The 24,464-nt window shown below is 49.5% G+C and carries 23 protein-coding genes; 11 read left to right on the forward strand and 12 right to left on the reverse strand.

Features of this window, described 5'->3' with window-relative positions; translation table 11 throughout:
* Positions 1-21 precede the first annotated feature (21 nt).
* A complete protein-coding gene (locus tag N7E60_RS14965; RefSeq protein ID WP_269598929.1) occupies positions 22-1,017 on the reverse strand; it encodes an ABC transporter substrate-binding protein in 996 nt (331 codons plus the stop codon).
* Between the two features lie 166 nt (positions 1,018-1,183).
* Complete coding sequence (locus N7E60_RS14970; RefSeq protein ID WP_069589827.1) at positions 1,184-1,723, reverse strand: hydrolase; 540 nt, start codon at positions 1,721-1,723, stop codon at positions 1,184-1,186.
* A gap of 159 nt (positions 1,724-1,882) precedes the next feature.
* Between N7E60_RS14970 and N7E60_RS14975 the strand changes: the two genes are divergently transcribed.
* Positions 1,883-2,752: a DMT family transporter gene (locus tag N7E60_RS14975; RefSeq protein WP_269598930.1), complete on the forward strand. Its 870-nt coding sequence runs from the start codon at positions 1,883-1,885 to the stop codon at positions 2,750-2,752.
* A gap of 3 nt (positions 2,753-2,755) precedes the next feature.
* On the opposite strand, the gene N7E60_RS14980 is transcribed toward N7E60_RS14975, so the two are convergent.
* Positions 2,756-3,730 (reverse strand): lipid A deacylase LpxR family protein, encoded by a 975-nt coding sequence (locus N7E60_RS14980; RefSeq protein ID WP_269598931.1) that lies wholly within the window; start codon positions 3,728-3,730, stop codon positions 2,756-2,758.
* A gap of 138 nt (positions 3,731-3,868) precedes the next feature.
* Between N7E60_RS14980 and N7E60_RS14985 the strand changes: the two genes are divergently transcribed.
* Complete coding sequence (locus N7E60_RS14985; protein ID WP_269598932.1) at positions 3,869-4,708, forward strand: sulfurtransferase; 840 nt, start codon at positions 3,869-3,871, stop codon at positions 4,706-4,708.
* 8 nt (positions 4,709-4,716) lie between these two features.
* Here the strand turns inward: N7E60_RS14985 and N7E60_RS14990 are convergent, their stop codons facing one another.
* The gene (locus tag N7E60_RS14990; protein ID WP_269598933.1) at positions 4,717-5,556 is read right to left on the reverse strand and encodes a phosphate ABC transporter substrate-binding protein; all 840 of its coding nucleotides are present in this window, start codon (positions 5,554-5,556) and stop codon (positions 4,717-4,719) included.
* A gap of 361 nt (positions 5,557-5,917) precedes the next feature.
* Between N7E60_RS14990 and N7E60_RS14995 the strand changes: the two genes are divergently transcribed.
* Positions 5,918-7,591 carry an AAA family ATPase gene (locus N7E60_RS14995; protein WP_408642355.1) on the forward strand — a complete coding sequence of 558 codons (1,674 nt, stop codon included), beginning with the start codon at positions 5,918-5,920 and terminating at the stop codon, positions 7,589-7,591.
* Positions 7,584-9,053 (forward strand): ATPase RavA stimulator ViaA, encoded by a 1,470-nt coding sequence (viaA, locus tag N7E60_RS15000; protein ID WP_269598935.1) that lies wholly within the window; start codon positions 7,584-7,586, stop codon positions 9,051-9,053. The genes N7E60_RS14995 and viaA overlap by 8 nt, the downstream gene beginning before the upstream one ends.
* On the opposite strand, the gene N7E60_RS15005 is transcribed toward viaA, so the two are convergent.
* The 4 genes from N7E60_RS15005 to N7E60_RS15020 form a co-directional block, all read right to left on the reverse strand.
* On the reverse strand, positions 9,047-9,964 hold the full coding sequence (locus N7E60_RS15005) for an EamA family transporter (protein ID WP_269598936.1): 918 nt from the start codon (positions 9,962-9,964) through the stop codon (positions 9,047-9,049). The genes viaA and N7E60_RS15005 overlap by 7 nt on opposite strands.
* Positions 9,965-10,115: 151 nt before the next feature.
* Positions 10,116-10,910, reverse strand: a complete 795-nt coding sequence (locus N7E60_RS15010; protein WP_077457656.1) for an ABC transporter ATP-binding protein — start codon at positions 10,908-10,910, stop codon at positions 10,116-10,118.
* Entirely contained in the window at positions 10,907-11,818 is a 912-nt protein-coding gene (locus N7E60_RS15015) for an ABC transporter permease (RefSeq protein ID WP_077765065.1), read from the reverse strand. Before N7E60_RS15015 ends, N7E60_RS15010 begins: the two co-directional genes overlap by 4 nt.
* A gap of 25 nt (positions 11,819-11,843) precedes the next feature.
* Positions 11,844-12,812 carry an ABC transporter substrate binding protein gene (locus N7E60_RS15020; RefSeq protein WP_269598937.1) on the reverse strand — a complete coding sequence of 323 codons (969 nt, stop codon included), beginning with the start codon at positions 12,810-12,812 and terminating at the stop codon, positions 11,844-11,846.
* Between the two features lie 510 nt (positions 12,813-13,322).
* Between N7E60_RS15020 and nhaD the strand changes: the two genes are divergently transcribed.
* On the forward strand, positions 13,323-14,753 hold the full coding sequence (gene nhaD / locus N7E60_RS15025) for a sodium:proton antiporter NhaD (RefSeq protein ID WP_069588405.1): 1,431 nt from the start codon (positions 13,323-13,325) through the stop codon (positions 14,751-14,753).
* A gap of 102 nt (positions 14,754-14,855) precedes the next feature.
* Here nhaD and N7E60_RS15030 read toward each other — a convergent pair whose 3' ends face one another.
* Genes N7E60_RS15030 through N7E60_RS15045 form a run of 4 tightly spaced genes read right to left on the reverse strand, consistent with a single transcriptional unit; the run spans position 14,856 to position 18,269 of the window.
* Positions 14,856-15,296: a universal stress protein gene (locus N7E60_RS15030; RefSeq protein WP_069588403.1), complete on the reverse strand. Its 441-nt coding sequence runs from the start codon at positions 15,294-15,296 to the stop codon at positions 14,856-14,858.
* A 21-nt stretch (positions 15,297-15,317) separates the two neighbouring features.
* Positions 15,318-16,601 (reverse strand): TRAP transporter large permease, encoded by a 1,284-nt coding sequence (locus N7E60_RS15035; protein ID WP_069588401.1) that lies wholly within the window; start codon positions 16,599-16,601, stop codon positions 15,318-15,320.
* Between the two features lie 12 nt (positions 16,602-16,613).
* The gene (locus N7E60_RS15040) at positions 16,614-17,189 is read right to left on the reverse strand and encodes a TRAP transporter small permease (protein ID WP_069588399.1); all 576 of its coding nucleotides are present in this window, start codon (positions 17,187-17,189) and stop codon (positions 16,614-16,616) included.
* A gap of 57 nt (positions 17,190-17,246) precedes the next feature.
* Entirely contained in the window at positions 17,247-18,269 is a 1,023-nt protein-coding gene (locus tag N7E60_RS15045; RefSeq protein ID WP_269598938.1) for a TRAP transporter substrate-binding protein, read from the reverse strand.
* 569 nt (positions 18,270-18,838) lie between these two features.
* Between N7E60_RS15045 and N7E60_RS15050 the strand changes: the two genes are divergently transcribed.
* The 6 genes from N7E60_RS15050 to N7E60_RS15075 all read left to right on the forward strand — a co-directional run bounded on the left by N7E60_RS15050 (position 18,839) and on the right by N7E60_RS15075 (position 24,355).
* Positions 18,839-19,249: an HIT family protein gene (locus tag N7E60_RS15050; RefSeq protein ID WP_269598939.1), complete on the forward strand. Its 411-nt coding sequence runs from the start codon at positions 18,839-18,841 to the stop codon at positions 19,247-19,249.
* 67 nt (positions 19,250-19,316) lie between these two features.
* On the forward strand, positions 19,317-19,598 hold the full coding sequence (ppiC, locus tag N7E60_RS15055; RefSeq protein ID WP_069588393.1) for a peptidylprolyl isomerase PpiC: 282 nt from the start codon (positions 19,317-19,319) through the stop codon (positions 19,596-19,598).
* A gap of 138 nt (positions 19,599-19,736) precedes the next feature.
* Positions 19,737-20,909, forward strand: coding sequence for a GGDEF domain-containing protein (locus N7E60_RS15060; protein WP_269598940.1), 1,173 nt, complete (start codon positions 19,737-19,739; stop codon positions 20,907-20,909).
* Between the two features lie 370 nt (positions 20,910-21,279).
* On the forward strand, positions 21,280-22,809 hold the full coding sequence (locus N7E60_RS15065; RefSeq protein WP_269598941.1) for an ABC-F family ATP-binding cassette domain-containing protein: 1,530 nt from the start codon (positions 21,280-21,282) through the stop codon (positions 22,807-22,809).
* A 140-nt stretch (positions 22,810-22,949) separates the two neighbouring features.
* Positions 22,950-23,600, forward strand: a complete 651-nt coding sequence (locus tag N7E60_RS15070) for a hypothetical protein (RefSeq protein ID WP_269598942.1) — start codon at positions 22,950-22,952, stop codon at positions 23,598-23,600.
* Positions 23,597-24,355 carry a DUF3307 domain-containing protein gene (locus N7E60_RS15075; protein WP_269598943.1) on the forward strand — a complete coding sequence of 253 codons (759 nt, stop codon included), beginning with the start codon at positions 23,597-23,599 and terminating at the stop codon, positions 24,353-24,355. Before N7E60_RS15070 ends, N7E60_RS15075 begins: the two co-directional genes overlap by 4 nt.
* The last annotated feature ends 109 nt before the right edge of the window (positions 24,356-24,464 follow it).

Raw genomic sequence — 24,464 nt, forward strand, 5'->3', positions numbered from 1 at the left:
CAAAGACTGCGCTGAGTGAGGTTAAAGTGCATTGTTGATTTTATCGGCGACATCGTCGGACACCCATGATGTCCAGATCTCAGGGTGCTCAATTAAAAAGTGTGTCATGGCATATTCGCCATCGGCCTGGTTTTCTTCCATCCAGGCAAGCAGTGTATTCATTTGATCGTTAGTAAAGCCTCGTGTTTCTAGATAAGCCACGGCGTCTGGTGCACGCTTTGCGAATCGTTCGGTGATCACGGTATCAACATCAGCTGCGGGATACATAGTGACCCTTGGGTTGAGACAGTCATTTGCGGTCACACATTGTTTGTAGTGATCAATATCGGTGCCGGATTCAAAGTCTATTTTGACCATGTCATATTTGCCGAGCACGGCCGTGGGCGCCCAGTAATACCCGAACCAAGGCTCTTGGCGTTCATAAGCTTTGGCGATCGAACCCGCTAAACCAGCGCCAGAGCCCGGGTCAACCATTTCAAAGCCGCTATCGGCAAGGTTGAGGGCGCGAAAGAGGTTGGTTGACGTGATCTGGCAATTCCAACCGGCGGGGCAGCCATAGAATGCAGATTTAGAGGGGTCTTCAGGGTGAGTAAATAGTTCGGCATTAGCCTTCACCCCGGAAATGGTTTTCAGCTCAGGGTAGTCATCGACGAGATATTGCGGCACCCAGAATCCTTCTTCAACGCCGTCAATCAAGGCTTTGCCTGCATAGCGAATCCGGCCCTCGTCGATGCCACGTTGCAGCCCTTCACGCATTGAGTTGCTCCAAAATTCCGGCGCAATATCGGGCTCTCCTTTTTCGACCATCGAGGTACCGGTCGGCATGGTGTCACCCGGCACCAGCTCTGCATCACATCCGTAACCATGCTCGAGAATAAAACGGTCGATATTGGCAATTAAGCTTGCAGAGTTCCAGTTCATATCGGCAATGGTCACTTTGCCACAGGTGTGATCATCCGCATTCACAGGTAGCGCGCCTACCGCTAACAGGCTGGCGGCAATGATTCGCTTGTACATAGTGCTTCCCTTCTTCTTTTACACGCATTCCCAATAATATTAGACCACTAACCAAATTGTTAGTGCATGGCACGTCAGATGGATCACGATGTGCCGCGGGCTCGATCGAAATTACCACAAGCATCTGTCAAAGCAGTAGAAGGCTTCGCATGGCGCTGACCTGCGCTTATTTGATCAACGATAAAAAGCGTTTGAAGTCGTCGCCACCGGCTTGTTGTTGCCACTCGAACAATAAAGACTCAACCACGGTTATCCATGCACCATGTTGTTGCATCATGCTCAGGCCTGCTTGATGGTGGTTGGCATGGCACGAAGACGTCGCGTCGACTGCCACGTGAACATGATAATGAGCACGTAAGAGGTCGCAAGCGGTTTGGTAGACACAAATGTGCGTTTCGATGCCACATAAAATCACTTGTTTACGGTTGAGCGTTGTTAGTTGTTGCTGCACATCGGGGTGGGCGTAAGCGCTGAAGGTTTGCTTCGCAATCGGAGTGTTATCAGGCAATAGCGCGGAGAGCGATGGAGAAGTTGGGCCGAGTTTATCTGGCAATTGCTCCATCCAAATAACGGGCACATCAAAATGCTGACAGGCGCGAAGCAGTTGCGCGGTCTTTTGGTGTAGCGCATCGCTATTTACCACTTTTTGCGCCAGTTTTCCTTGTACGTCAATCAGAATGACGACAGCATTTTCTGTATTAATCATCACACTATCCTTTTGTTTTCACGAAGTAATAAGCGTAGCAGGACGGATTTTTTCTCGCCGAGGTCCATCGCACAAGTTATTATCATTACATAAAGATACTTGATATAAATCAATTGGAGCACTAATATATCTTCACATTAAGATAAGTGAGGGCAAGGTATGCATTATTTGATTGCGGTGTTGGCACCGATTTTTTGGGGGAGCACCTACTCCGCTGTGGCACTATTCTTGGCAGATCTGTCTCCCTATTGGATGGCAGTATGGCGCGCATTGCCAGCAGGCCTGCTGATGCTATTGATTAGTCGTCGAGGCTTACCGTTGAGCGTGCCGCGCATGCTCGCGGTGAGCTTTTTTAATATCGCCGCGTTCTTTTTGTTGTTATTCGTGGCCGCCTATCGTTTACCGGGTGCTGTCGCTGGGACGTTAGGAGCGACCTTACCGCTCGTATTGATGTTGTTGCAGTGGTTAACGGAAGGGAAACGCCCTCAGTTAAAGATGTTGATGTTGGCACTGCTCGGTTTGGCTGGGGTGGGGCTACTCCTTAACCCTTCTACCGACATTGATTGGGTTGGTGCAGGGGCGATGTTAGCCGCCACCGTTTTTGTCGCGCAGTCGACCTTGTGGATGAAGCGCTGGGAGGCCAAAGATATCTTTGGTTTAACCGCGTGGCAGTTAGTCATTGGTGGCGTGATGTTGATCCCGTTTGCGTGGTTGCTGGCAGGACCGCCACAGGCAATCAGCCTCCATGCCGTTCCGGGTTTGATCTGGGTAATTGTGTTGAATACCGCGGTAGGTTACTGGGCTTATATACGCTCGATTACCGTGTTAGGCCCCAATCGCCAGTCGATCATTATGTTTTTGAACCCACTGACTGCTGTCACTCTTGGGGTCTTGTGGGTTAATGAGACACTTCAGCCCATGCAGTGGGTCGGTATTGGGTTGATCCTTGCTTCCTTGGTATGGATGAAATGGTCTGATCGAGGCGCACGACCTGTGGTGAAACAAGCCGTAGAAGCCTCTGCCAGTTAACCATTAATAACGATAGTGGACTGTCCATGACACATAGCTGTAGGTGTCGTCAGTCGCTTGTTGATAGTCTTTACTGTGCAGCGCAACGCTCACGTCAGTGCCCCAGCGCGGTTGGTAATAAGCGAAACCGGCCGCGGCACTGGCTTGCCAATGGGTCATATCAATATCTGCGTTTTCAGGGGGCTTATCGCCATTAATGGTGATGTCATTGGCGCGGTATCGACCTTGCACAGCGGTGTAAAAAAACGCGCCTTGGGTACTGGCATCAAACATTCGGCTGTCAAGGTGGCGACCGGGCTCAAAACTGATCCCACCATAGGAATTCGCTAAGTCTAGCCCGATGCGATAGCTGAGCCCGGCGGATACTTCACTGCGAAAGTTACCAATATCTGCGCGACCAGATACGCCCCACTCTTGATATTCGCTCCGATGAAGAAGTTGGTGGCGTTCATAGGCAAACTGTGCCACCGGCGTATTTCGCACCTGATAGTCCCACCCTTTGGGGTCCGGTGAGTCGATAAGCTTGTGCACGTAAGATTGCCCCTGTTCGGTCAAAGAGGCAGGCCCCACGATGCCAAACAATACTGACCATTTATCGACGCGTTCAGGCGTTTGCTGATACACACCTGGCTCGATAAAAATCAGCCCCGCGTAGGGACGCTCGTTAGGTTGCGGTGTGGTGAAGGTGATGTCATTCGGTGTCCACATCATCTGGCCGATGTCTAGACTCCAAGCTTGACGGGCCTCTGGGTTTAAAGGCAGTTGCTCTGCAAACCAACGTATTGGCGCAACCGATGTGGTGGTGACATCGTCAGACCAATCACTGTGCCAATGGGCATATACACCACTGGTATATTGATTATCTTCGCCGAGCGGGCTGTCATTTTCGATCGTCACGCCAAACCCTGCTGCATGGCCGAGTGTGGGAAGTACGAGCAGGGCTATAGCGGTTCGACGAATTAGGGGCAGCGATGTCATTAACGTCCTCATTGGCTTGCATCTTAATGGCGACAGAATCAGTATGAAGAAAAACTGAGTGTTACTCTATGTCACGCTCGTCAGTATCGAGTGAAATATGAGTAAGGCCTCCATCAATAATGAAAAGGGATCGTCAAGATGTCAGTGTTTGTCAGTGCGCAGTGGTTAACGTCGCGATTAGAATCGGTTGTCCCCGTAGACGCCAGTTGGTTTATGCCCGACGTGGCGCGCGATAGCTATCAGGAGTGGCAGCAGCGCCGTTTGCCCGGTGCCATATTCTTTGACTTTGATGGCGCTATTAAAGATACCCAATCGACGTTACCTCATATGTTACCCAGTGCTGAGGAATTTGCGAGACACATGGGCAAACTCGGCATCGCGCCACAAGATACTTTGGTGATCTACGATACCCAAGGCCTGTTTTCTGCCGCTCGCGTGTGGTGGATGTGTAAAGTCATGGGTCATGAAAATGTCTTTATTTTGGATGGTGGACTGCCGGCTTGGTTGGCACAAAATGGACCTTTGGAAGAGTCGGCCGCGAAACCCCGTGTCGAAGCAACATATGTGTCGAGCTTCAAACCTTATCGCTACATAGATGGAGAAACACTGGCGGCAAAACTGGCGGCTGTGAATGTGATTGATGTCCGTCCAGCGGCACGGTTTAACGGGACGGTGCCAGAGCCAAGAGACGGTGTGCGTGCAGGGCATATGCCGGGCGCAAAGAACTTGCCGTTTGCTAGCCTTACTGACCAACAAGGCTTTGTGATTGATCAAACAGAAGCCAGACGCCTCGTGCTTCCGTTACTCAGTGATACACGTCTTAATGTTGCAAGCTGTGGGTCTGGCGTGACGGCTTGCATTCTCGCCGCAGTGGCCGAGCATTACTTTGGCTACCCGATTGCTGTCTATGATGGGTCATGGACAGAGTGGGGTAGCCATGAAACATGGCCGGTGACTAAGGAAGCCAGTACGGCCTAATTGCCCGCTCAGGGCGTTGTCAGTGCCATGTGTGGCGACTGACTCGCGACGTAGCCGGCATTGGCAAACGCTTGCTGGCCTTGCTCAGAAAGCAAGTAATCATAAAAGCCGTTAGCGGCGGATGACAGTGGTGCGGTTTTGCGCAAGATCACAAAAGGACGCGCCAACTTATAGCGCCCATCAGCGATGGCGGCCAAGGTTGGTGCTTGACCGTCCACCGATAGCGGTTTGATGCCTGCATCGACCGAGCCCAGCGAGACATAGCCGATAGCATGAGGGTTCTTGGCCACTAGGGTTTTCACCATGCTATTGCTATTCACCACCATTAAGCGTGGACTCACTCCCGACACTGTCTCACCTTTCACGACCTTGGTCAGGTCGAGTAAGGTTTCAAACGAAAAGCGTGATCCCGAGGCTGACTCACGGGACACCGCGGCGATTTCACGATCTGCTCCCCCGAGTGCTTGCCAGTTTTTAATCTCTCCCAAATAGATCTTCCGAATTTGCGCTTGGGTCAGGGCCGTGACGGGATTGCTGGGATGAACCACCAAGGCAATGCCATCATAGGCCAGAATATCGGTGGTGAGATCGGGAGCTATTTCTTCTTGCTTTAAGTACCGCGAACTCATGCCCATGGGTGCAATCCCTTGTTTGACTGCAGCAATGCCCGCGGCCGAGCCCGTTCCTTGTACCTGAATGACCACATCATGGTCGCGCTGATAGCGCTCGGCAATCACTTCCATCACATGGCTCACAGACGTTGAACCCGTGATAGTGACTGATGGCGCGGCGATCGCGAGTTGGTTGATGCAAAGGAAGAGGAAAGAAAAAAGTGTGTGTTTAAACATGGGTTAACGTCCTGTTGCGATAAAGAGGCAACGGATTCTATGACAATGATGTGTCATTCCAGTGACAACGTGAGCCAAACCCATGCTGAGTTAACAAGATCAATGCGTTCCTGATGCTTTAACCATCAGCTTCTTCGAGCGACTACACAATATTGACTTTAAGGTGATCTGTGTCACTATTTGATATCTGCATCAATGATATATCCATACATTACTTAAAATTTACTTACACATTAGTTTATTTATTGTTCGCTTGTTCAGCGTGTTGATGGCAGCCTTGGATGGGCTTGCCATGCTTTATGTAGAAGCAGGAAGCCGCCTTATCACCGCGAGAGGCCGCTCAGACTGAAACCGAATCAGAATGCGGGAGTGTCACTTGTCTCAAAACCTCGCCACCGTCAGCCGCCGTGCGCTATTGCCTGAGCGCATTTCTCAACTTATTGATGCCCTGTCCAGTGGCGTCTATGAACGTGAACATACGATCAAAATGTGTTTGCTCGCCGCGCTTGCTGGCGAAAGTGTGTTCTTGTTGGGTCCACCGGGCATCGCCAAGAGTTTTATTGCCAAACGTCTAATCGATGCGTTTGAAAACAGCCAGTTCTTTGAGTATCTAATGACCCGCTTCTCCACCCCTGAAGAAGTTTTTGGGCCGTTATCCATTCAAGCGCTAAAGGATGAAGGTAAATATGTTCGTCTCACCGAGGGCTATCTGCCCAACGCCGATGTGGTGTTCCTCGATGAGATTTGGAAAGCTGGTCCGGCGATCCTCAACACGCTATTAACTGTGGTCAATGAGCGTACGTTTCGTAATGGCGAGCATGTTTATCCGGTTCCCATGCGGCTTCTCGTCACGGCCTCGAACGAACTTCCTGAGCCTGATAGTGGGCTAGATGCTTTGTATGACCGAATGCTTCTGCGGGTATTTGTTAACCGTATTCAAGAGAAAAAGAATTTTAAACTGATGCTCACTGAACCGAGCCAAGATGAAACCTCGGTGCCGGATAAAATTAAAATTGGTCATGAGGAGTATCAGCAATGGCAGAGCATTATTCCTAGCCTTTCTTTGCCCGATGCGATTTTTGACAAGCTCTATACCTTAAAGCAGCGGCTCGAGCAGGCGGGCGAAGACAGTCCAAACTTCAATCCAGCTGAATTATACGTGTCGGATCGCCGCTGGAAAAAAGCGGTGCGCCTCTTAAAGGCGGCGGCGTTCTTTAACGGACGTGATGAAGTCGGACCGCTCGACTTACTGCTACTCGAAGACTGTCTCTGGCACAGCCCTGAATCGCGCGACGTGGTACAGGATGTGATGCGTCAGTTTGCGGCTGAGATTTTGTTCGATCAGCAAGAAGCCTTAGCGTTAATGGATGATGTGAAAGTGGCCTTGCGTGACATAGAGCAAAGCACGGTAGAAGCGCTCGCTTACCAGCAAGACAGCGCAAGTTCGAGTTTGAGAAAACCCACCATCGATATCAGCAAAGCCCCGCGTTTTAGCGTCAATCAAAGTCGCGACCTTGTCCGCTTTGTGCTGCTCACTGCCAACCCGTCGGTCTCGGAGCAAGAAAAGGGTGATAGTCGCTGGATATACCTCGATGCGGCTGATGTGGAGAAGAAGCTCAAGCCCGGCAGCACGGATCTTTATGGCTACGTCAACAAAAACACCCATTTGTGTCGCCTCACGTTAGAGTGGGACGCACAGGGCATGCTGGTGGTCAAAGACATCGCCAATCGTGCTGTGCCGGTTGCACTGGCGGGGGTGAATAACCCAGACGCCGAACAGCTTGACACCTGGCACGCGCAAACCGACCAAGCGCTTGAACAATTAAATCAGGCGCAGTTTCTTATTCGTCGCGCCCGTAGTCAGCTAAATGCAGGCCTACCGCATCTTTTTGCCCAGCCAGAGTTACTGGAAGTCGCATCTGCGAGCTTGGTGGATGCCGAGCGGGATGTAAAAGCGCACATGGCCACGCTAGAACAGCAAGCGCGCCGTTTACGTCGTCTCGATACGTTTTTTACTGGAGCGGACGATGCTTAGCGCGGAAAGCTTAAACATGGGCTTGATGTTGGCGGAATCCGGCTTGCTTGATGCGGCAATGACCGAGTTGATGTCGCACCCTCAGTTACTGCTTCTCACTGAGCGCAGCCCGGCGATCAAACGTGCGGTACAAAAACAGCTCGATAAATGGCGAGGTCACACGAAGCGCAAACTCATGCAGCAAGGGTTGTCACCGGCCCTGAAGCAAGAAATTCAGTTGTATGAGCAAGCGACAGAGAAGTCGGCACGCGCCTTTGAGTCCGACATTCAAACACTCCTCGCTGACTTGGAGCCGGTCTCTTCGTTTCATGCGCAAGCGTCATCATTGGCGGCACAACAGGCTGAACATCCTGACCCAATGTTTCAATCGTATTTTTGCAATAAATGGCATGCGCATTTAAAGGCAGAAATCCACGCGTTACAGTCGGAAAATTTGGAAGCGCAAAAAGAGAAGCTTTTAGACGATCTTTACCGTCGTATTGCAACCTATCAAACGATGGATGGCGTCGATCAATCCGGTGATATCAGTAAAGTGGGCCGGTTGTGGGATATGGCCGCGAGCCATTTGTCTCAACATGACGTGACCTTACTGAAACGTTTTGTCACTTTCCTAGAGAAAAATCCTGATCTTCAAGCGATTGCGGAGCAATTAGGGCGGATGGCGAATCAAGTCAGTGCCAGTGGCCCCAGCCAGCAACCGACTGAAACCTTAAAAACAGTGCCAGAGCGACAAGTTGACGTTCCTGATGATATTACGGGTATTTGTCAAAGCGACCGTGTTGATCGCTTACTTCCTAATGAAGCGGTGCTGCTTTCAGATCCTGCCCTCGAAGTGGTGTTTTATAAGCAATTGGTGGATAAACAGCTACTGAACTATCAATTGTCGGGGAAGGCACATCGTCGCCAAAAGGTAGAAACCAATGCACCGAGTCAGTCTAAGCCTGAGCAGATAAAAGGCCCATTTATTATTGCGGTCGATGCCTCTGGCTCCATGAGTGGCTTTCCGGAACAATGTGCAAAAGCCTTGGCGTATGTATTAATGCGTATCGCCGCCACCGAGCATCGTGACTGCTACGTGATGCTGTTTTCCACTGACCATATTAGCTATGAGCTGACTGGCGAACAGGGGCTACAAGAAGCGATGAGCTTTCTTTCATACCGTTTTCATGGTGGTACCGATATGGCGCCAGTGATTGATAAAGCGCTCGACTTAATGGCAGGTGACCGTTACCAAAATGCTGATCTGGTGGTGGTGTCTGATTTTATCGCGCCCAAACAATCGGATGCGATGATCGAAAAAGTGAACGCACTGAAAGCGCAGCAAAATCGATTTCACGCCGTGAGCCTGTCTAAATACGGTAATCCAGAGCTGATGGCGATGTTTGATCACTGTTGGCGCTATCAGCCATCCTTAGCCGGGCGCTTAGTTAATCAATGGTGGCCGGGCAAGCGAGATCACTGAGCGGACGCAGACGGTGCTTTTTTCGTCGATGCTTTTCTTGCCTGCTTAAGATAACGCCACAGTTTCGCGCCAAGTACGGAAATGGTTAGCCCAACCACGATCAATCCTGCCCCCACCCATTCGATGGGTGATAATCGCTCACCCAGACCTATCGAGGCGGCACTCATTCCCACAATAGGGATTAACAACGCGAACGGTGTGACCGACGCTGAGGTATGTTGATTTAATAGCCAGCCCCACAAAGCAAAGGCCACCAAGGTAGAAATGTAGCCGACGTAAGCGATGGATAACCAGCCAGATAGCGGTGTAGCTTGCAGCAATTGGAGCGGATGTTGGCTCTCCAGTAAATAGGATAGGGCGAAGAGTGGCAGGGGAGGGATCAAGCTCACCCATACCATAAAATGCATTAGATTCACGCCTGGCATCTGTTTCATCACCAGATTGGCAATGGCCCAGAAAAACGCCGCGGCGACGATCATCGTCACACCTGTGAGGGTGGCGCTACCTGTGGTGGTAAGAAAGAAAAGTGCAAACCCAGAAAGGGCAATGAACAGCCCCAGTCCTTGCGCGCGAGTAACGACTTCGCGCAGTAACACCGCACTCAGTAAGATGGTAAAGATCACCTGCGCTTGCAACAGCAAAGACGCAATCCCTGCCGATGCGTCGGCGTCCATCGCGACAAAGAGTAGGCTGAATTTAATCACGCCAAGGCTGAGCCCGACGGTCAATAACTGCCATAGTGGGACGCGAGGACGTGGGACAAATAATATCGCCGGGATAGCAACAATTAAAAAGCGCAACCCAGAGAAAAGAATTGGCGGCAGTGTGTGTAAGCCTACCTTGATGACAGAGAAATTCACGCCCCAAATAACGACCACGGTAAGGGCGAGTGCGATACTTTTTGCGTTCATACCTAATTCCTTGGCAATACTGGCGTTAGGCTAGCATGTAAATGTCATAACCCCTAATTGTTAGACAGCTATGCCAATAAATTAGATCTGTTGATGGGGCCATCACGAAAAAAGGCGCCGATAGGGCGCCTTATGGTTTAGTAGGTGTGGGTTAGCTGAGGAGCAAACTGTCGTCTGCTAGTGTCTCGCCGCGCACTTTATTGAACATCTCAAGCAGATGTGGCACATCCATGTTTTTGCGCTCATCGCCATGCACATCAAGCACTATGTTACCTTGGTGTAGCATCACGGTACGGTCGCCGCAGGCAAGGGCATCTTTCATGGAGTGGGTGACCATCATGGCAGTCAGATTAAATTCGTTGACGATTTTTTTCGTTAAATCAATCACGAATGCAGCCATGCGAGGGTCGAGCGCGGCAGTGTGCTCATCCAGTAACAAGAGTTTGCTTTCCGACAAGGTCGCCATGACCAAACTGACCGCTTGGCGTTGTCCACCGGAGAGCAAACCAATACTGTCGCTCAACCTGTCTTCAAGGCCTAAACCTAAAATCGCGATCCTTTCTTGAAAGAGCTTGCGGCGCTTGTCACCGAGCGCACGTGTCCAGCCACGTCCTTTACCGCGACGATAAGCCAGTGCAAGGTTTTCTTCAATGGTCAGCGAGGCACAGGTGCCTGCCAGCGGATCTTGAAACACACGGGCAGCAAGGGTGGCGCGTTCATGAACGGCTTTCTTAGTCACGTCGACGCCATCAATATTGACGCTTCCCCCGATCATTGGCGTCTCGCCGGTCACCGCTCCGAGCAGTGTTGATTTGCCTGCGCCATTAGAGCCGATAATGGTGACAAACTCTTTTTCTGGAATCGTCAGGCTTACGCCACGTAAGGCGCGGTTTTCAAGCACAGTACCGGGGTTAAAGGTCACTTGAATATTGGCTAATGAAATCATTCCGACACCTCTGCCTGCTTGGCGCGTTTTGATTTTTGATACTGCTGACGCATTTTAGGCGCGATAAGCGCGACGGCGACCAGTACTGCAGTAACCAGATTGAGGTCCGAGGCTTGCAAGCCAAACATACCACTAGATAGCGCAAAGGCGACGGCGAGACGGTAGAGAATCGAACCAACAATAACAGCAACCACTGCCACCCACACTTTGCGGCCCGGTATCAGTGTTTGGCCTAAAATCACAGCAGCAAGACCAACTACAATGGTGCCGACCCCCGAAGTAACATCGGCAAAACTATTGGTTTGTGCAAATAGCGCCCCAGCAAAGCCGACAAAGGCGTTGGATAGGGCTAAGCCAAAATACGTGTACATGGCGGTACTGCCGCCCTGTGCCTTAACCATACGAGGATTGACCCCAGTGGCGCGTAGGCCGAGACCAAAATCACTGGCGAGTAAGCGGATCACCAACAAACCGCTGATAATCACCAAAACACCGACCACGAGGGGACGCAGATAGACAGGTGCAATACCCAGTTGTTCGAATGGGGTAAGAATTGTTTCCTCACCCAACAAGGCGATATTCGGCCGGCCCATAATACGAATATTGATCGAAAAGGCGGCAATCATTGTCAAAATGCTCGAGAGCAGATTGAGGATGCCGCACTTCACCGTCAAAAACGCCGTCACCAAGCCGGTGATCCCACCGGCCAGAATAGCGACTGCGGTAGCAAACCAAGGGTTGTAGCCTGCGACGATAAGGGTGGCCGCCACCGCAGCGCCCATCGGGAAGCTGCCATCAACGGTAAGGTCGGGAAAATCTAGCACCCGGAACGTCAGATAAACCCCTAAGGCGACCAAGCCATAGATAAGGCCTACTTCCAAGGTGCCAAAAAAAGCAATGGCAGTCATTCACTACTCCTAAGACTGATACTGACTAGTCTTGAATACGCGCGGCACGATCCAAAATTGTGTCGGGAACCGTGATGCCAAGTCGATTGGCTGCTGCACGATTAACGGCTAAGTCAGAGCCGAGCGCGACTTTGGCCGGCAGTGAAGACACGGGTTTCCCTTCCAGTACCGCAGCAACATAATCGGACGTTTGCACACCAACGGAGTAGTAATCAAAGCCGAGCGCCACCACGGCGCCGTTAGGGATATACGATGTCGATCCGCCAATCACTGGGGTATCAGCAGAATTAGCCGCTGCGATAAGACCATCGATGGCGCTGGCAACGGTATTATCGGTTGGCGCATAAATCACATCCGCTTGGGTGGCCACAACTTGCGCAGCAGATTGAACATCGGCACTTTTTAGCGCTGTTCCTTCCACTACCTTAATGCCTTGAGCATTTGCGGCTTCACGGAGTAATTCGACTAAGGTGACGGCATTAGCTTCCCCTGGATTGTAAACCACCCCAATAGTGGTGAGTTCGGGGAGTAACTCTTTGGCCAATGCAACGTGTTGAGCGACAGGAGAGAGGTCAGACAGACCCGTTACGTTGCCACTCGGTGCGTCCATATTCTTGACCAGTTTCGCCCCCACAGGATCGGTAACGGCGGTAAAAATAATTGGGATATCTTTGGTAGCGGCAGCCAGTGCTTGCGCGGAAGGCGTCGCAATGCCAACCAACACATCAGGTTGTTCGCCAACATATTGACGAGCGATTTGAACGGCAATAGCCGGGTTACCTTGCGCTGTTTGATATTTAAAATCTAGATTTTCACCCGGCGTATATCCTTTGGCTTTTAACCCATCGAGTAGACCGTTTCGCGCGGCATCAAGCGCAGGGTGCTCGACAATTTGGGAAACCGCAACCGTCGCGGTTTCTGCCAGTGCCGTCACAGAGACGCCAACAGACAGCGCGGCAGCGCAGGCCAATGTGGCGAGTTTAGGTGCTTTCATAGTGACTCCCTTCTTCTCATCATGCATGCCATGGGTGGTGATCAAGCAAGGATGTTAGATTGCGATGTTGTGTGTTAGTTAAAATATGGGTTTTGTTTTTATAGCAATTGAATTTATTTGCTTTTTATTCAAACTTAGTCGTTTTTTGCTGACGATGACAGCGTATGTCGACTAGTAAGTTGATATTATTAAGCTTGACAGTAAGCAATGTCATCTCTTTTTTGCCGATTCACCTCGCTTAAAGATAGACGTTCACGCCACATTTGTTAATATTATGTTTGCTTTTGTGCTGCTACGCGGCAAATGAGCAAAATAAACGATTATGAAAACCCGTTGAGTGCAAAAGCGTGCGCTGTTTGAGGTCTTTTTCGAGGCTGCGAATCGTGTCACGACAGGGCGCTGGCAGGTATTTATCCCCTATCGATATAGGGTTTTAGACGACACGGCCGACTAGGCCGGTTTTTTATGCAATGTAGAAAAGTTAGGTAATCAATACTTGGAGGCTCAAGGATGAAGCGTTTGGTTGCGGCACTGGCGGTAGTTTCGCCGAGTGCATTTGCCGCTACGACAGGACAAGGACTGGATTTAACCCAGAACTGGGTAGGCTATGCCTCTTTAGCCATTTTTGCCGTGGCTTACAGCTTGGTGATGCTAGAAGAAAAGCTTCATCTGCGTAAGTCAAAGCCCGTGTTACTGGCGGCGGGGTTAATCTGGTTGCTAATTGGATATGCGTATTCTCAATGGGGAGACATGGCCCCCGCGCATGCGGCGCTTGAGCACAACCTCCTTGAGTATGCAGAGCTACTGCTATTTTTGCTGGTGGCGATGACCTATATTTCTGCGATGGAAGAAAGGCGTCTATTTGATGGCTTAAAAGCGTGGATTCTAAGCAAAGGTTATGACTTACGTACCTTGTTTTGGATCACTGGGGTACTTTCCTTCTTTATTTCTCCCATTGCGGATAACCTCACAACGGCACTATTGATGTGTACGATTGTGCTAAAAATCGGCGGTGACAACCCTCGCTTTGTGAACCTCGCGTGTATCAATATTGTGGTTGCCGCAAACGCAGGGGGCGCCTTCAGTCCCTTTGGTGATATCACCACACTGATGGTTTGGCAGGCGGGCAAAGTGACCTTTGCTGAGTTCGGAGCTTTGTTCATTCCATCTGTGGTCAACTATGTGATCCCCGCTTTTATTATGTCACTGTTTATCCCACGGACTCAGCCGGATGTAATGCAAGAGCACGTCGAGCTTAAGCGTGGCGCGCGTCGTATTATGGTGTTGTTTTTACTCACCATTGCCACCGCGGTTGCGTTCCATGGCTTTATTCACTTCCCACCGGTGATGGGTATGATGATGGGCCTCGCGTATCTACAGTTCTTTGGCTTTTATTTGCGTCGCACCCTACCGCGCTCATTGGCACGTAAACGTGCGATTGCGGAGGCGAAGAATGACGAAGCGGCATTGCGTCGCTTGGGCTCAGTGGTGCCTTTTGATGTGTTTCGTCGCATCTCCCATGCGGAGTGGGACACCTTGCTTTTCTTCTATGGGGTCGTGATGTGTGTCGGGGGACTTAGCTTGATTGGTTACCTCACCATGGTCTCAAACGTTATGTATCTTCAGTGGGATCCTATCTGGGCGAATAGCTTAGTTGGGGTGCTATCCGCGGTGGTCGATAATATTCCTGTGATGTTCGCCGTATTAACGATGAGCCCAGAAATGTCGCACGGAAACTGGTTGTTGGTGACATTAACGGCCGGTGTTGGCGGCAGCTTGCTCTCTTTGGGGTCAGCCGCAGGGGTAGCATTGATGGGACAAGCGCACGGCAAATACACCTTCTTTGGTCATTTAAAGTGGGCACCTGTCATTATGCTGGGGTATATCGCCTCTATCGCTGTGCATTTAGTGCTTAATAGCCACTACTTTCATATTCAATAGCTGATAAGTTGGCATCAAAGAAAAACGCCACTATTCAATAGCGGCGTTTTGCTGTTTAGCGTAAGGGATTGTGTTGTGCAGTGAAGCAAAGCCATCATGGCGTTAGACGACCATCGTAGGGCAGTGGGCGCGTCCAGCCACGCGATGAGACACACTGCCAAGGAACATGCCGTCTTTATCTGAATGCGTCCCATGTGCCCCCATCACAATCAAATCTACCTCTTTGCTTTTGGCAAACTTAATGATGGTTTTAGAGGGGCGACCGCCTTTTACAAAACCACGTACATTTTCGCCACCATTTTCAAGCGCATGTTGTTTGGCTTGCTCGACGATGTTACGCGCGTATTCGCTTAAGGTTTGATCTGGGATTTGTAATCGATCAGGACGCACCATTGATAGCGATGCTTCAAACAAACTGTGATGCTTAAACACACACAAAAGATACAACTCTGCACCGGTGAGTTGTTGAATTTCTATCGCTTTATCCAATGCGTTCAAGGCTGAAAAAGAGCCATCAACCGCAACGAGTATTCGTTTAAACATCCAGTTACTCCTGTTGTTAGGTTATCCAAACGCGATATCACGCAGGAATAACGCAATCTGAGGGAACATCACCAGCAATGCGGCAGAGAGGAGCAGCATCGCAATAAAAGGGCCTGTCCCACGGATAACTTCCCAATAGGGTTTTTTGAAAATCGCAATCGCGGTAAAAATATCGCAGCCAAAGGGTGGTGTTGCTGAACCAATCGCGACTTGCAAGGTGATCACTATCCCCACATGTACAGGATCAAGACTAGTGGCTTCTATCGCAGGTGCAAATATAGGCGTTAACACCAAGATAACCACAATGGGGTCTACAAACATACAGGCGACGAAGAAGGCGATAGAAATTGAGGCAAGGACACCCATAGGGCCCATTTGGCTAATCCCGACGGCTTCTAGAATGGTTTGTGGGATTTGTGCGAATGAGATAATCCAAGAGAATCCATTACCGACCCCCACCAAAATGAAAACCACCGCAGTGATAAGACCGGTTGAGCGCGCGATGGTAAAGACATCTCGACTGCTTAATGATCGGAATACCCCAAACTCCAAAATCATCGCATAAAGTACACACACGGCAGCCGCTTCGGTGGGACTGAACACACCGCCATAAATCCCTCCCACAATAATTAATGGGAACATCAGTGGCCAGAGTGCTTTCCGCGTGGCCTGCATACGCTCTTTCCATGTGGCCTTTGGCTCAGTCGGCACTTTATTGACCGTCGCGTAATAGAGACAGTACAAAGAGAAAAAGCACAGAATCATCAAACCAGGGCCGATCCCAGCGATAAATAGCTCGGCAATCGAGGTTTCGGAGATCACCCCGTAAATGATCATCCCGATACTAGGTGGGATCAAAAAGGCGATATCACTCGAGTTGATAATCAGCGCGAGTGAGAACGAATCGCTGTATCCGGCGCGCAATAATTTAGGACGTAAAGCAGAACCCACTGCGACCACTGTCGCTTGGGTTGAACCCGAAACGGCGCCGAACAGCGTGCAAGATGTTGCAGTACTGATGGCTAAGCCGCCACGAATATGGCCGATAAACGTCATGACCATATCTATCAAGCGAGAGGCCGATTGACCACGGGTCATAATATCTGCAGCAAGGATAAACATGGGCACAGCAATCAAGGACGCTGGGCGGATGCCGCCTAACACTTGTTGGATAAAGGTATCCATTTGACCGACGCCACCAAACATCATGTAAAAACCGGTTAAGGCGGCAGCCGTAAGGGGAATCATCATCGGAAAGCCAAGCACGAGCAAGACAATCATGATGAACATTAAAGTCAGGGCCATAAGAGTGCCTATTTAAACTTCACTTTCAGTCTCAGCGTAACCGTCAAGCACGCCGGCGGAGAGATAAACATCGGGAGCGGTTAGGTTTTTGTATACAGTTAGTCCGTATTGGATCCCTGTGATGACAAACCCAAGGGGAACCCAAATATAGATCCACCAGATTTCAAAGCCGAGGGCGGGCAAAATACGGCCTCGGTCGTATACCGAAACGATGTATTGATAAGAAAAATATGCGAGAACCAGCATAATTAAGCCAGTCACCAACGCGATAGTGATCATTAGGATCTTACGTCCCTTAAACGGCAGGGTGTCGTAAAGGGCGGACATACGAATATGTCGGCCATGGCGAGCGGCATAGCCAATCCCCGCGAACGTGATCAGAATGATGAGAATGCGGTTTATCTCACCGGAAAAGAACAGCCCTTGACCAAAGCCAAAACGCGCCACGACGTTCACGCAGGTATTGAGCGCCATTAATAGCACGCCTGCGGCGAGCATAAAAGACTCGATTTTGCAGATCAGGGTGTCCAATTTGCCAAGAAGGCCGGGAAGCTCTGAGTGATAAGTGAGAGAGTCGGAATCGGTCATTACGTATTCCTCAAAATAAACAGGCACCGCAAGGCGCGGTGCCTGAACAACTGACAACTAGTTAGTAACGGCTTCGAGATCTTTCTTAAATTGATTAAGAAGGGCTTTGCCGCTTTCGCCGGTCATTTCATAGAAGGTTTCTTCAACCTGAGGTGCACGTGCTTTGAACTTAGCGATTTGCTCATCCGTCAGGCGTGTGACAGTCACGTCGTCGCTCGAAGCTTGAATTTTCTCCAATGACTTCTCAGCCAGGCCACGGATATGCTTCACCGTTTCGTTGAAGGCATAATCAGCCGCGTCACGGATCATTGCTTGATCGTCTTTCGACAACCCGTCAAAGAAGTCTTTGTTTGCCATGGAGGCAGTGGTAAACCAACCGTGGTGCGTGAAGATCAGGTTCGGCGATACTTCGTACAAACCACCTGATTCAATCCAGAAAATCGGGTTTTCTTGGCCTTGGAGCATATTAGTTTGGAGTGCGCCATATACTTCACCCCATGGCAATGGCGTTGGCGTTGCACCAAAAGCTTCATAGGTTGATGAAAGCAGTGGGTTAGTCATGACGCGGATCTTCTTGCCTTTCAGGTCGGCCGGCTCAGTCACAGGCTCGTCGGCAGTCATGACCATTTCGCCCTCAGGGTACATCTTGAGAAGCTCAAGGCCTTGTTCTTCATACAGTTTTGGGAAATCTTCATTCACTGCCTTGCTCTGACGGAAGAACTCGATCACGGTTTCCATGTTGGTTGGCATCAGATAAGGGATGAAGAAAATTTGTGCCTCTGGGATCAATGAGCCAGTAAAGCCCGGCGATTGGTTAACAAATTGAAGAATACCGGCTTGGGTTTGCTCCATGATGTCATCAGACTCACCCAGCTCGCCGAAGCGATAGATTTGCAAAGAGTGTTCAGAGTTATCTTCGATGTATTCCTTAAACTTGTGTGCATACACGTCTTGTACGTCACCTTCATACTCTTCGTGCGCATAGCGCCAAGTATCGGCGCTGGCTAGGGCTGAAAAGCCAAGCGCAGCAGCAACGCATGAAACCGCAGTCAATTGCTTAAGATGGCTATAAATGGACATCGTGTCCCTCCGATATGTGGTTTAGCTTTCACTCGTGGTTAACGAGAGTGTGATTAAGATCTTTTTCTCACTTGACGAGTTGGCACTTTGTGCCTGTCTCTCCTATACCCGTGGAAGCATCTGCCGATGTTTTTGGCCACCAGACAGACTATCCCAACAGCTTAAACATCAGAGCTGTAATTATTAAAGCCAGATGAATTTTGGCGTGTTTGCACTGTGACTGAGATCTTGTTTTTGCATCAAAAGAGAAAATCTCAGCGTAAAATAACGGCAAGATACTGAATAAGACTAGATTTATTCAGCGTTTTGTAGTGGTTTGACGATAAAGCGGATATTGGTGAAGTGGCTTTTAAAAGAAAAATATAGATATAACGCGAAAAGAAAAATCGACGATAAGACGATTTATCGAACAGTATTGATTTTAACACTAAATAATGTGTGCTGGTTTTTTAGCCTGTTTTGGGTAAGGGATATTAAGCCATGTTACGACGTAACAGGAGCCATGTTTGCTAAGCAACAAGTCGTGCATCATATGCGAGATCCACAGCAATCAACTTGAACATTTCAGTGTGGCAGAGCGTCATGGATTGAAGGCAATCCTCGATATCTATCCCATCACCGAAGGTCATGTCCTTATTCTGAGTCGCAGTCACGCCTCGCACCTTGAGCAACTCTGTGCGCAAGAACATACCGAGTTGTTTCAATTTGCGCATCAAATCGGCAAGCGGATGTTTGACGTGATGGATGATGTGAGCGATTACACCTTGGTCGTTAACAATGGTCATGATGCTGGGCAACATATTCCCCATGTTCATATTCACCTGATCCCGCGACGCAAAGGAGACAGCTTACGTTTTTATTGGCGACTCATGACGCGATTTATCAACCCATTGGGTGGTAAGAAACGTGTCCAGCAGTTAGCGGAGTGGCAACGAAGGTGGCGAATGCACGGTAATTATACGGACGGCTCAGCGAGATAAAATTCAGTCCCCTTTAATGACTGGATTCGTTATAATCGCGGGCTTTTGTGGCAAGTAGGGTGGCATCATGGCCAAGAAAGCAGCGGCGTTGCACATACTGGTGAAAGATAAAACGCAAGCGACAACAATTCTCGCTCAGCTCAAACAAGGTGCGAATTTTCAGGCGTTGGCGAAAAAATACTCGCAATGCCCATCGGGAAAACGCGGTGGGGATCTGGGCGAATTTCGTCGCGGCGATATGGCTCCCTCTTTCGACAAAGCGGTATTCAATGGCGAATTATTGCGTCCTCTTGGGCCAATAAAAACCAAATTTGGTTGGCATATTATTAAAGTGTTATATCGCAACTAACCCTTGCGATAAGCGCTAGGTGACTGAAACTGTCATAGAAAGTTAACGCATAGAAATTGATATTGCGCACATCGATTGCCCCAAGCCGCCACTAAGAAAGTGGTACAGTAAAATCATGCCTTGAATAATGTCCGCCTTATGTTTGAACTTGATGCGCCTACATTACTGATCACGCTTACGGCAACCCAATGGTTGCTTGCCGCATTTTTGTTGGTGCAAAACCGTAAAGAGCCCGGGATTAATGGATGGGCGGTGTCTTTGTTTATCCATGGGTTTAGCAATCTTTTCTTATTTGCCCGTCCGTACCTTCATCCTTATCTCGGGATCGTCTTTTACAATGCGTGTGTGATGGTAGCATTTTCTTTTAGCCATTGGGCACTGGGGCAAGTCTTTGCCCGCGATATACCGCGCTGGCAGTTGGCGCTGCCCGTCGTGCTCTCGGTAGTATTGATGGCATCACACCTCGATGATATCGGGAGCCGCGTAGTTTACGTCAGTTTGATTGTCAGTATGCAGCTTGCGTTGATGACGCGAACCATTGTGAGGAGCACAAACACCGGCGGTCAGCGTTTAAAGCGTTGGCTAATGATGGTGATGGGTGGATTTAGTGTGGCTTACATAGGCAGGGCGACGTTCGCACATTTTTATCCTGATCTGTTTACGCAGCTGCTTGGCACGTCGCTATTACAAGCCGGGCTGATTTTATCGGGCATCGTCTATAGCGTGATTAACACCCTGATTATCTTTTTATATAAATTAGAGCGCGTTCACGAGAAACTTCATCGTGAAGCGACCCGAGACAGTTTAACGGGGCTATTAAATCGTCGTGCCTTTTTGGCCAAAGCGAAACGGCGCGTTGAGACTGCCGCTTTCCCTCTCAGTGTACTGATGATCGACTTGGATGACTTTAAAAGTATTAATGACTCATTTGGCCATTCTGTTGGTGATAAAGTATTGATTCATTGTGCTGACGTTTTCGAACAAGTGGTTGATGACGATGGCATTGTCGGACGCTTAGGAGGAGAAGAGTTTGCGGTCGTGCTCCCTTACTGCGACGGTGCTCGTGCACAGCAAATATCGGCTGGCTTGCTCCGCGCCGTTCAAAACAGTCGCGCTGAACTTGAAATAAGCTTGTCTGCCAGCATAGGAGTAACGACGACCTCCGAGGCGATGGATATCGACGGTTTGTTAGCCCAAGCCGATGATGCGCTTTATCAGGCGAAGCATGATGGAAAAAATACCTTTAAAGTGTACGTCTCGGTACTGGAAAGTGTCTCTCATGACGCAGAGCATATACCTAATATCGCTTGATGTATGCATATCTAGATTCCATGCACAAAATTGAATTCACCGATGAGGTTCATTATTCTCCAACGCTCATGTTGATATGTCGACTCTCTATGATGATTTATATTCTATTTAAGAACTTCGTAAGAAGGCTTGGCTCCGCGCAAATACACGATGAAGTGTTGCTCGGAGCTTAACATCACATCTTCATCAGGTATTGCCATGCGTACTCTTCGCAGGGTTACCAGTATCTGATGTAAAGACGCGATAGAGAGTGAGGCCGGTGATGCTCCATCACCGGCCTTTTTGCATTCTGAACACAGCAGAATGCATCCATTTTAATGATGACGAAAGGCCGGTACTTGTTACCGGCCTTTTTTTATGGATAAGAAACATGAGTTTATTAGTGATTGAAAACATCTGTTTTCAAATTGAGGAAAAAGTGTTGTACCAAGGTGCGAGCGTGGTGCTACATCATGGTGAACATGTTGGCGTGACGGGTGCGAACGGTGTGGGGAAAAGTACCCTGTTGAAAATGCTGCAAGGGGAGCTGCTGCCGGATAGTGGCGAGATTGTTTGGCAACCGAATATCCAAGTCGGTTATTTAGACCAGCATTTAACGATCGACCCAACACTGTCTATCTATGACTTTATGGCGTTGGCATATCGCGATCTTGTTGAGGTTGAGCGAGCGTTAAATGCTATCTACGCATCGATGTCGGCGGACACGTCAGACGCGGTGCTTGCCAAAGCGGCACGACTGCAAAGCCAATTAGAGGCACAAGATTTTTACCGTATCTCTCATCGTATTGAACAGGTAGCGGCTGGGCTGGGTATCGCACCATTGGGCATGCAAACCGCAATGGGCCAGTTGAGTGGCGGTCAACGGCATAAAGTGATGTTGGCAAAGTTACTGCTTGAACAAGCCGAAGTGATGTTACTCGACGAGCCGACGAACTTCCTCGATGCTGAGCACGTTGCTTGGTTGGCGGAGTTTCTTAATCACTATACGGGTACCTTTATGGTGGTGTCGCATGATGAGGCGTTCCTTGAGTCGATCACGACAGCGATTGTTGATATCGACCAGAGCAAGATACGCAAATACAAAGGATCGTATCAGCAAGCGATGGCACAAAAGGCGCAGCAAAGTGAAACACAGCACAAGCAATACCTCACACAGCAGAAAAAAATGGATAAGTTGGCCACGTATATTCGCAAGAACGGCGCAGGTGTGAATGCGCGTATTGCCAAGGGGCGTAAGAAACAGCTTGCGAAAATGGTGCCGATTGAAAAAAAACAGATGCGTGAGTCGGTAAGCTTTGCTTTCCAATACAAACCATTACGGTCGCAACATGTATTGGCCGCCAAGGGGTTGCAGATTGGCTATCGAACGCCGCTTTTGCCGCCGTTGTCACTTCAGATTCAACGGGGCGAAAAAGTCGCGATTATTGGCTTCAATGGCTTGGGAAAATCGACATTATTGAAAACCTTATTGGGAGAAATCCCCGCACTACGGGGCCACATTGACACGGCAAACGGCATAAAGTGGGGGTATTTTGAGCAAGGCTTACAATGGCGCTATCCGGAAAGCTCTCCGGTTCAGGCCGTGTGTGGGGTGGGCCAGCTCACAGATAAAACCGCGCGCCAGAAACTGGCTGAATTTGGTCTCAGTGGTAAAAAGGCGGTGCGGCCATTGCGTACACTGAGCGGGGGTGAGCAAACCAAAGTAAAGCTTTGTTGTTTAGCCGTGATGGCAACCAATGTACTGGTGTTAGATGAGCCCACCACACATCTTGATGTCGATGCAAAAATGGCGTTGCAGCACGCCCTTAAAGCGTATGCAGGCACCGTAATTGTGGTTTCTCATGAGCCACAATTTATCGAGCACTGGCCGGATAAGGTGATCGATATGACCCAGCTTTAGTCGCTAACGCGTTAGTAATAGCCACGTCAGTAACGGCGAGGTCGCGTGATGCGGCCTCGCTTATTTTTTGCTTTTTATGGGTAAATTTGTATTTTTTGCTAAAAAAGGCTAAATTTGACGGAGTTGGTTAACAAGGATGAATGATGGCGACAGAAAGCAAGGCACCCATTGCGGTGATCAGTGGCGACCTGGTGGATTCGACCGCCTTAAATCGAGATGAGTATGAGCGAGTACTGGCGGAAATCAAAACCATACAAGCCCATATTTCACAAGCACATCGCGCTAATCAGCACAGCATTATACGCGGTGATGAGTTTCAATCTGTGATCCATGATGTGGCGAACGCGCTTCACTATGTCGTGATGTATCGTGTTGCTATCAAAGCACTGGGAAAACCGTTTGATTGTCGCATCAGCTTTGCGATTGCCGAGCAAGCTGATTTGCGTGAGGCGGTGTCAGAGTCAATGGGACAGGCGTTTGTGCTATCTGGTCGTGGCTTAAAAGCAATGAAAAACCAGCGGCTGGCTTTTTTCTGCGCCAATACCGATATTGAAGACAGATTTGCGTTGCTGATCCGTTATCTTGACCGGCAACTCAGCGATGCGACGTCTCGTCAATGCGAAATGATGTTGCCTTTATTACAGCGCGATCAACCACTCCCGTATGGCGAGTTAGCGGCCGCACTTGGGGTCGCGAATGCAACCGTGAGTAAGTCCCTTAAAGCGGCGGGCTGGGGGCTTATCGAGGCATTGTTGGCCGAGTTTCAGCAAGCCGTGGGGGCACACGTATGATGGCCTTCCTTTCTTTGCTGGTTCCCTTGTTACTGACTCATCTTATTTATGATTTCTATCTACAGCCTACGAATTGGTGGACGAAATCGACACCACGCGCGCGAATAGTGGATTGGGCGGTGGGACCGCTCCTCTACGGTTTATGTTTACTGGTACCTGCGGTGTTTTGGACTCAAACCGTCTCGCCGCTATTGGGCGTATTGGCGGTTGGCATAATCACCAAGCGCGTAGTGGCTGTGCTTGATGGTCAACTTGTCGCTCAGTCATCACTGGCCCGTTTTACGGTGAGCCAAGGCATACACCTTTTGGTACTAGGGCTCATTGCCCTGAGTTTTGTGGCGCAGCCACCTTGGGTTGGGCTGACCGAGATGCCTCTGTTTAGCGAGATCGTCGTGATTGGCACGGGCTATTTATTGATCTTAAAGCCGACATCAGTATTGATTGGTCATGTTTTACAGCGCTTTACGGTCACGTTAGACTCACCCTCTGATCATCAACATGATTATCATGGCCTCGTAGCTGCGGGGGCGTTGATTGGCTATTTAGAGCGTATCTTGATCCTGACCTTTACCTTACTTGGCAGCTATACCGCTGTCGGTTTTGTGCTGGCAGCTAAGTCGATTTTTCGTTTTGGTGAGCTGACGCGGTCTGCGGATCGCAGCCTGACCGAATACGTTTTAATTGGTTCGTTATTGTCGGTAGTGATCACGACATTAGTGGGCGTTGTGATCACGCAAAGCCTTACTTTGCTTTAATTACCCTTTTATGGCTAAAAAGTAAGAATTAGCCGTTTTAAGCTTAAATGACGGACTGGTATTAAGAAACGATGCGTCAGTCAGTCGTTTGGCGAACGATAAAAAGGAC

The organism is Salinivibrio proteolyticus (assembly GCF_027286365.1).
Classification (GTDB): Bacteria; Pseudomonadota; Gammaproteobacteria; order Enterobacterales; family Vibrionaceae; genus Salinivibrio; species Salinivibrio proteolyticus.

Coding starts and splice junctions, on each gene's coding strand:
- N7E60_RS14980 (WP_269598931.1), bottom strand. CDS start 3,730: ATGACATCGCTGCCCCTAATTCGTCGAACCGCTATAGCCCTGCTCGTA.
- N7E60_RS15030 (WP_069588403.1), bottom strand. CDS start 15,296: ATGTTTAAACGAATACTCGTTGCGGTTGATGGCTCTTTTTCAGCCTTG.
- N7E60_RS14965 (WP_269598929.1), bottom strand. CDS start 1,017: ATGTACAAGCGAATCATTGCCGCCAGCCTGTTAGCGGTAGGCGCGCTA.
- N7E60_RS15020 (WP_269598937.1), bottom strand. CDS start 12,812: ATGAAAGCACCTAAACTCGCCACATTGGCCTGCGCTGCCGCGCTGTCT.
- N7E60_RS14975 (WP_269598930.1), top strand. CDS start 1,883: ATGCATTATTTGATTGCGGTGTTGGCACCGATTTTTTGGGGGAGCACC.
- N7E60_RS14995 (WP_408642355.1), top strand. CDS start 5,918: ATGCGGGAGTGTCACTTGTCTCAAAACCTCGCCACCGTCAGCCGCCGT.
- N7E60_RS15065 (WP_269598941.1), top strand. CDS start 21,280: ATGAGTTTATTAGTGATTGAAAACATCTGTTTTCAAATTGAGGAAAAA.
- N7E60_RS14970 (WP_069589827.1), bottom strand. CDS start 1,723: ATGATTAATACAGAAAATGCTGTCGTCATTCTGATTGACGTACAAGGA.
- N7E60_RS15015 (WP_077765065.1), bottom strand. CDS start 11,818: ATGACTGCCATTGCTTTTTTTGGCACCTTGGAAGTAGGCCTTATCTAT.
- viaA (WP_269598935.1), top strand. CDS start 7,584: ATGCTTAGCGCGGAAAGCTTAAACATGGGCTTGATGTTGGCGGAATCC.
- N7E60_RS14990 (WP_269598933.1), bottom strand. CDS start 5,556: ATGTTTAAACACACACTTTTTTCTTTCCTCTTCCTTTGCATCAACCAA.
- N7E60_RS15035 (WP_069588401.1), bottom strand. CDS start 16,601: ATGGCCCTGACTTTAATGTTCATCATGATTGTCTTGCTCGTGCTTGGC.
- N7E60_RS15010 (WP_077457656.1), bottom strand. CDS start 10,910: ATGATTTCATTAGCCAATATTCAAGTGACCTTTAACCCCGGTACTGTG.
- N7E60_RS15040 (WP_069588399.1), bottom strand. CDS start 17,189: ATGACCGATTCCGACTCTCTCACTTATCACTCAGAGCTTCCCGGCCTT.
- N7E60_RS15005 (WP_269598936.1), bottom strand. CDS start 9,964: ATGAACGCAAAAAGTATCGCACTCGCCCTTACCGTGGTCGTTATTTGG.
- N7E60_RS15045 (WP_269598938.1), bottom strand. CDS start 18,269: ATGTCCATTTATAGCCATCTTAAGCAATTGACTGCGGTTTCATGCGTT.
- N7E60_RS14985 (WP_269598932.1), top strand. CDS start 3,869: ATGTCAGTGTTTGTCAGTGCGCAGTGGTTAACGTCGCGATTAGAATCG.
- nhaD (WP_069588405.1), top strand. CDS start 13,323: ATGAAGCGTTTGGTTGCGGCACTGGCGGTAGTTTCGCCGAGTGCATTT.
- N7E60_RS15070 (WP_269598942.1), top strand. CDS start 22,950: ATGATGGCGACAGAAAGCAAGGCACCCATTGCGGTGATCAGTGGCGAC.
- ppiC (WP_069588393.1), top strand. CDS start 19,317: ATGGCCAAGAAAGCAGCGGCGTTGCACATACTGGTGAAAGATAAAACG.
- N7E60_RS15075 (WP_269598943.1), top strand. CDS start 23,597: ATGATGGCCTTCCTTTCTTTGCTGGTTCCCTTGTTACTGACTCATCTT.
- N7E60_RS15060 (WP_269598940.1), top strand. CDS start 19,737: ATGTTTGAACTTGATGCGCCTACATTACTGATCACGCTTACGGCAACC.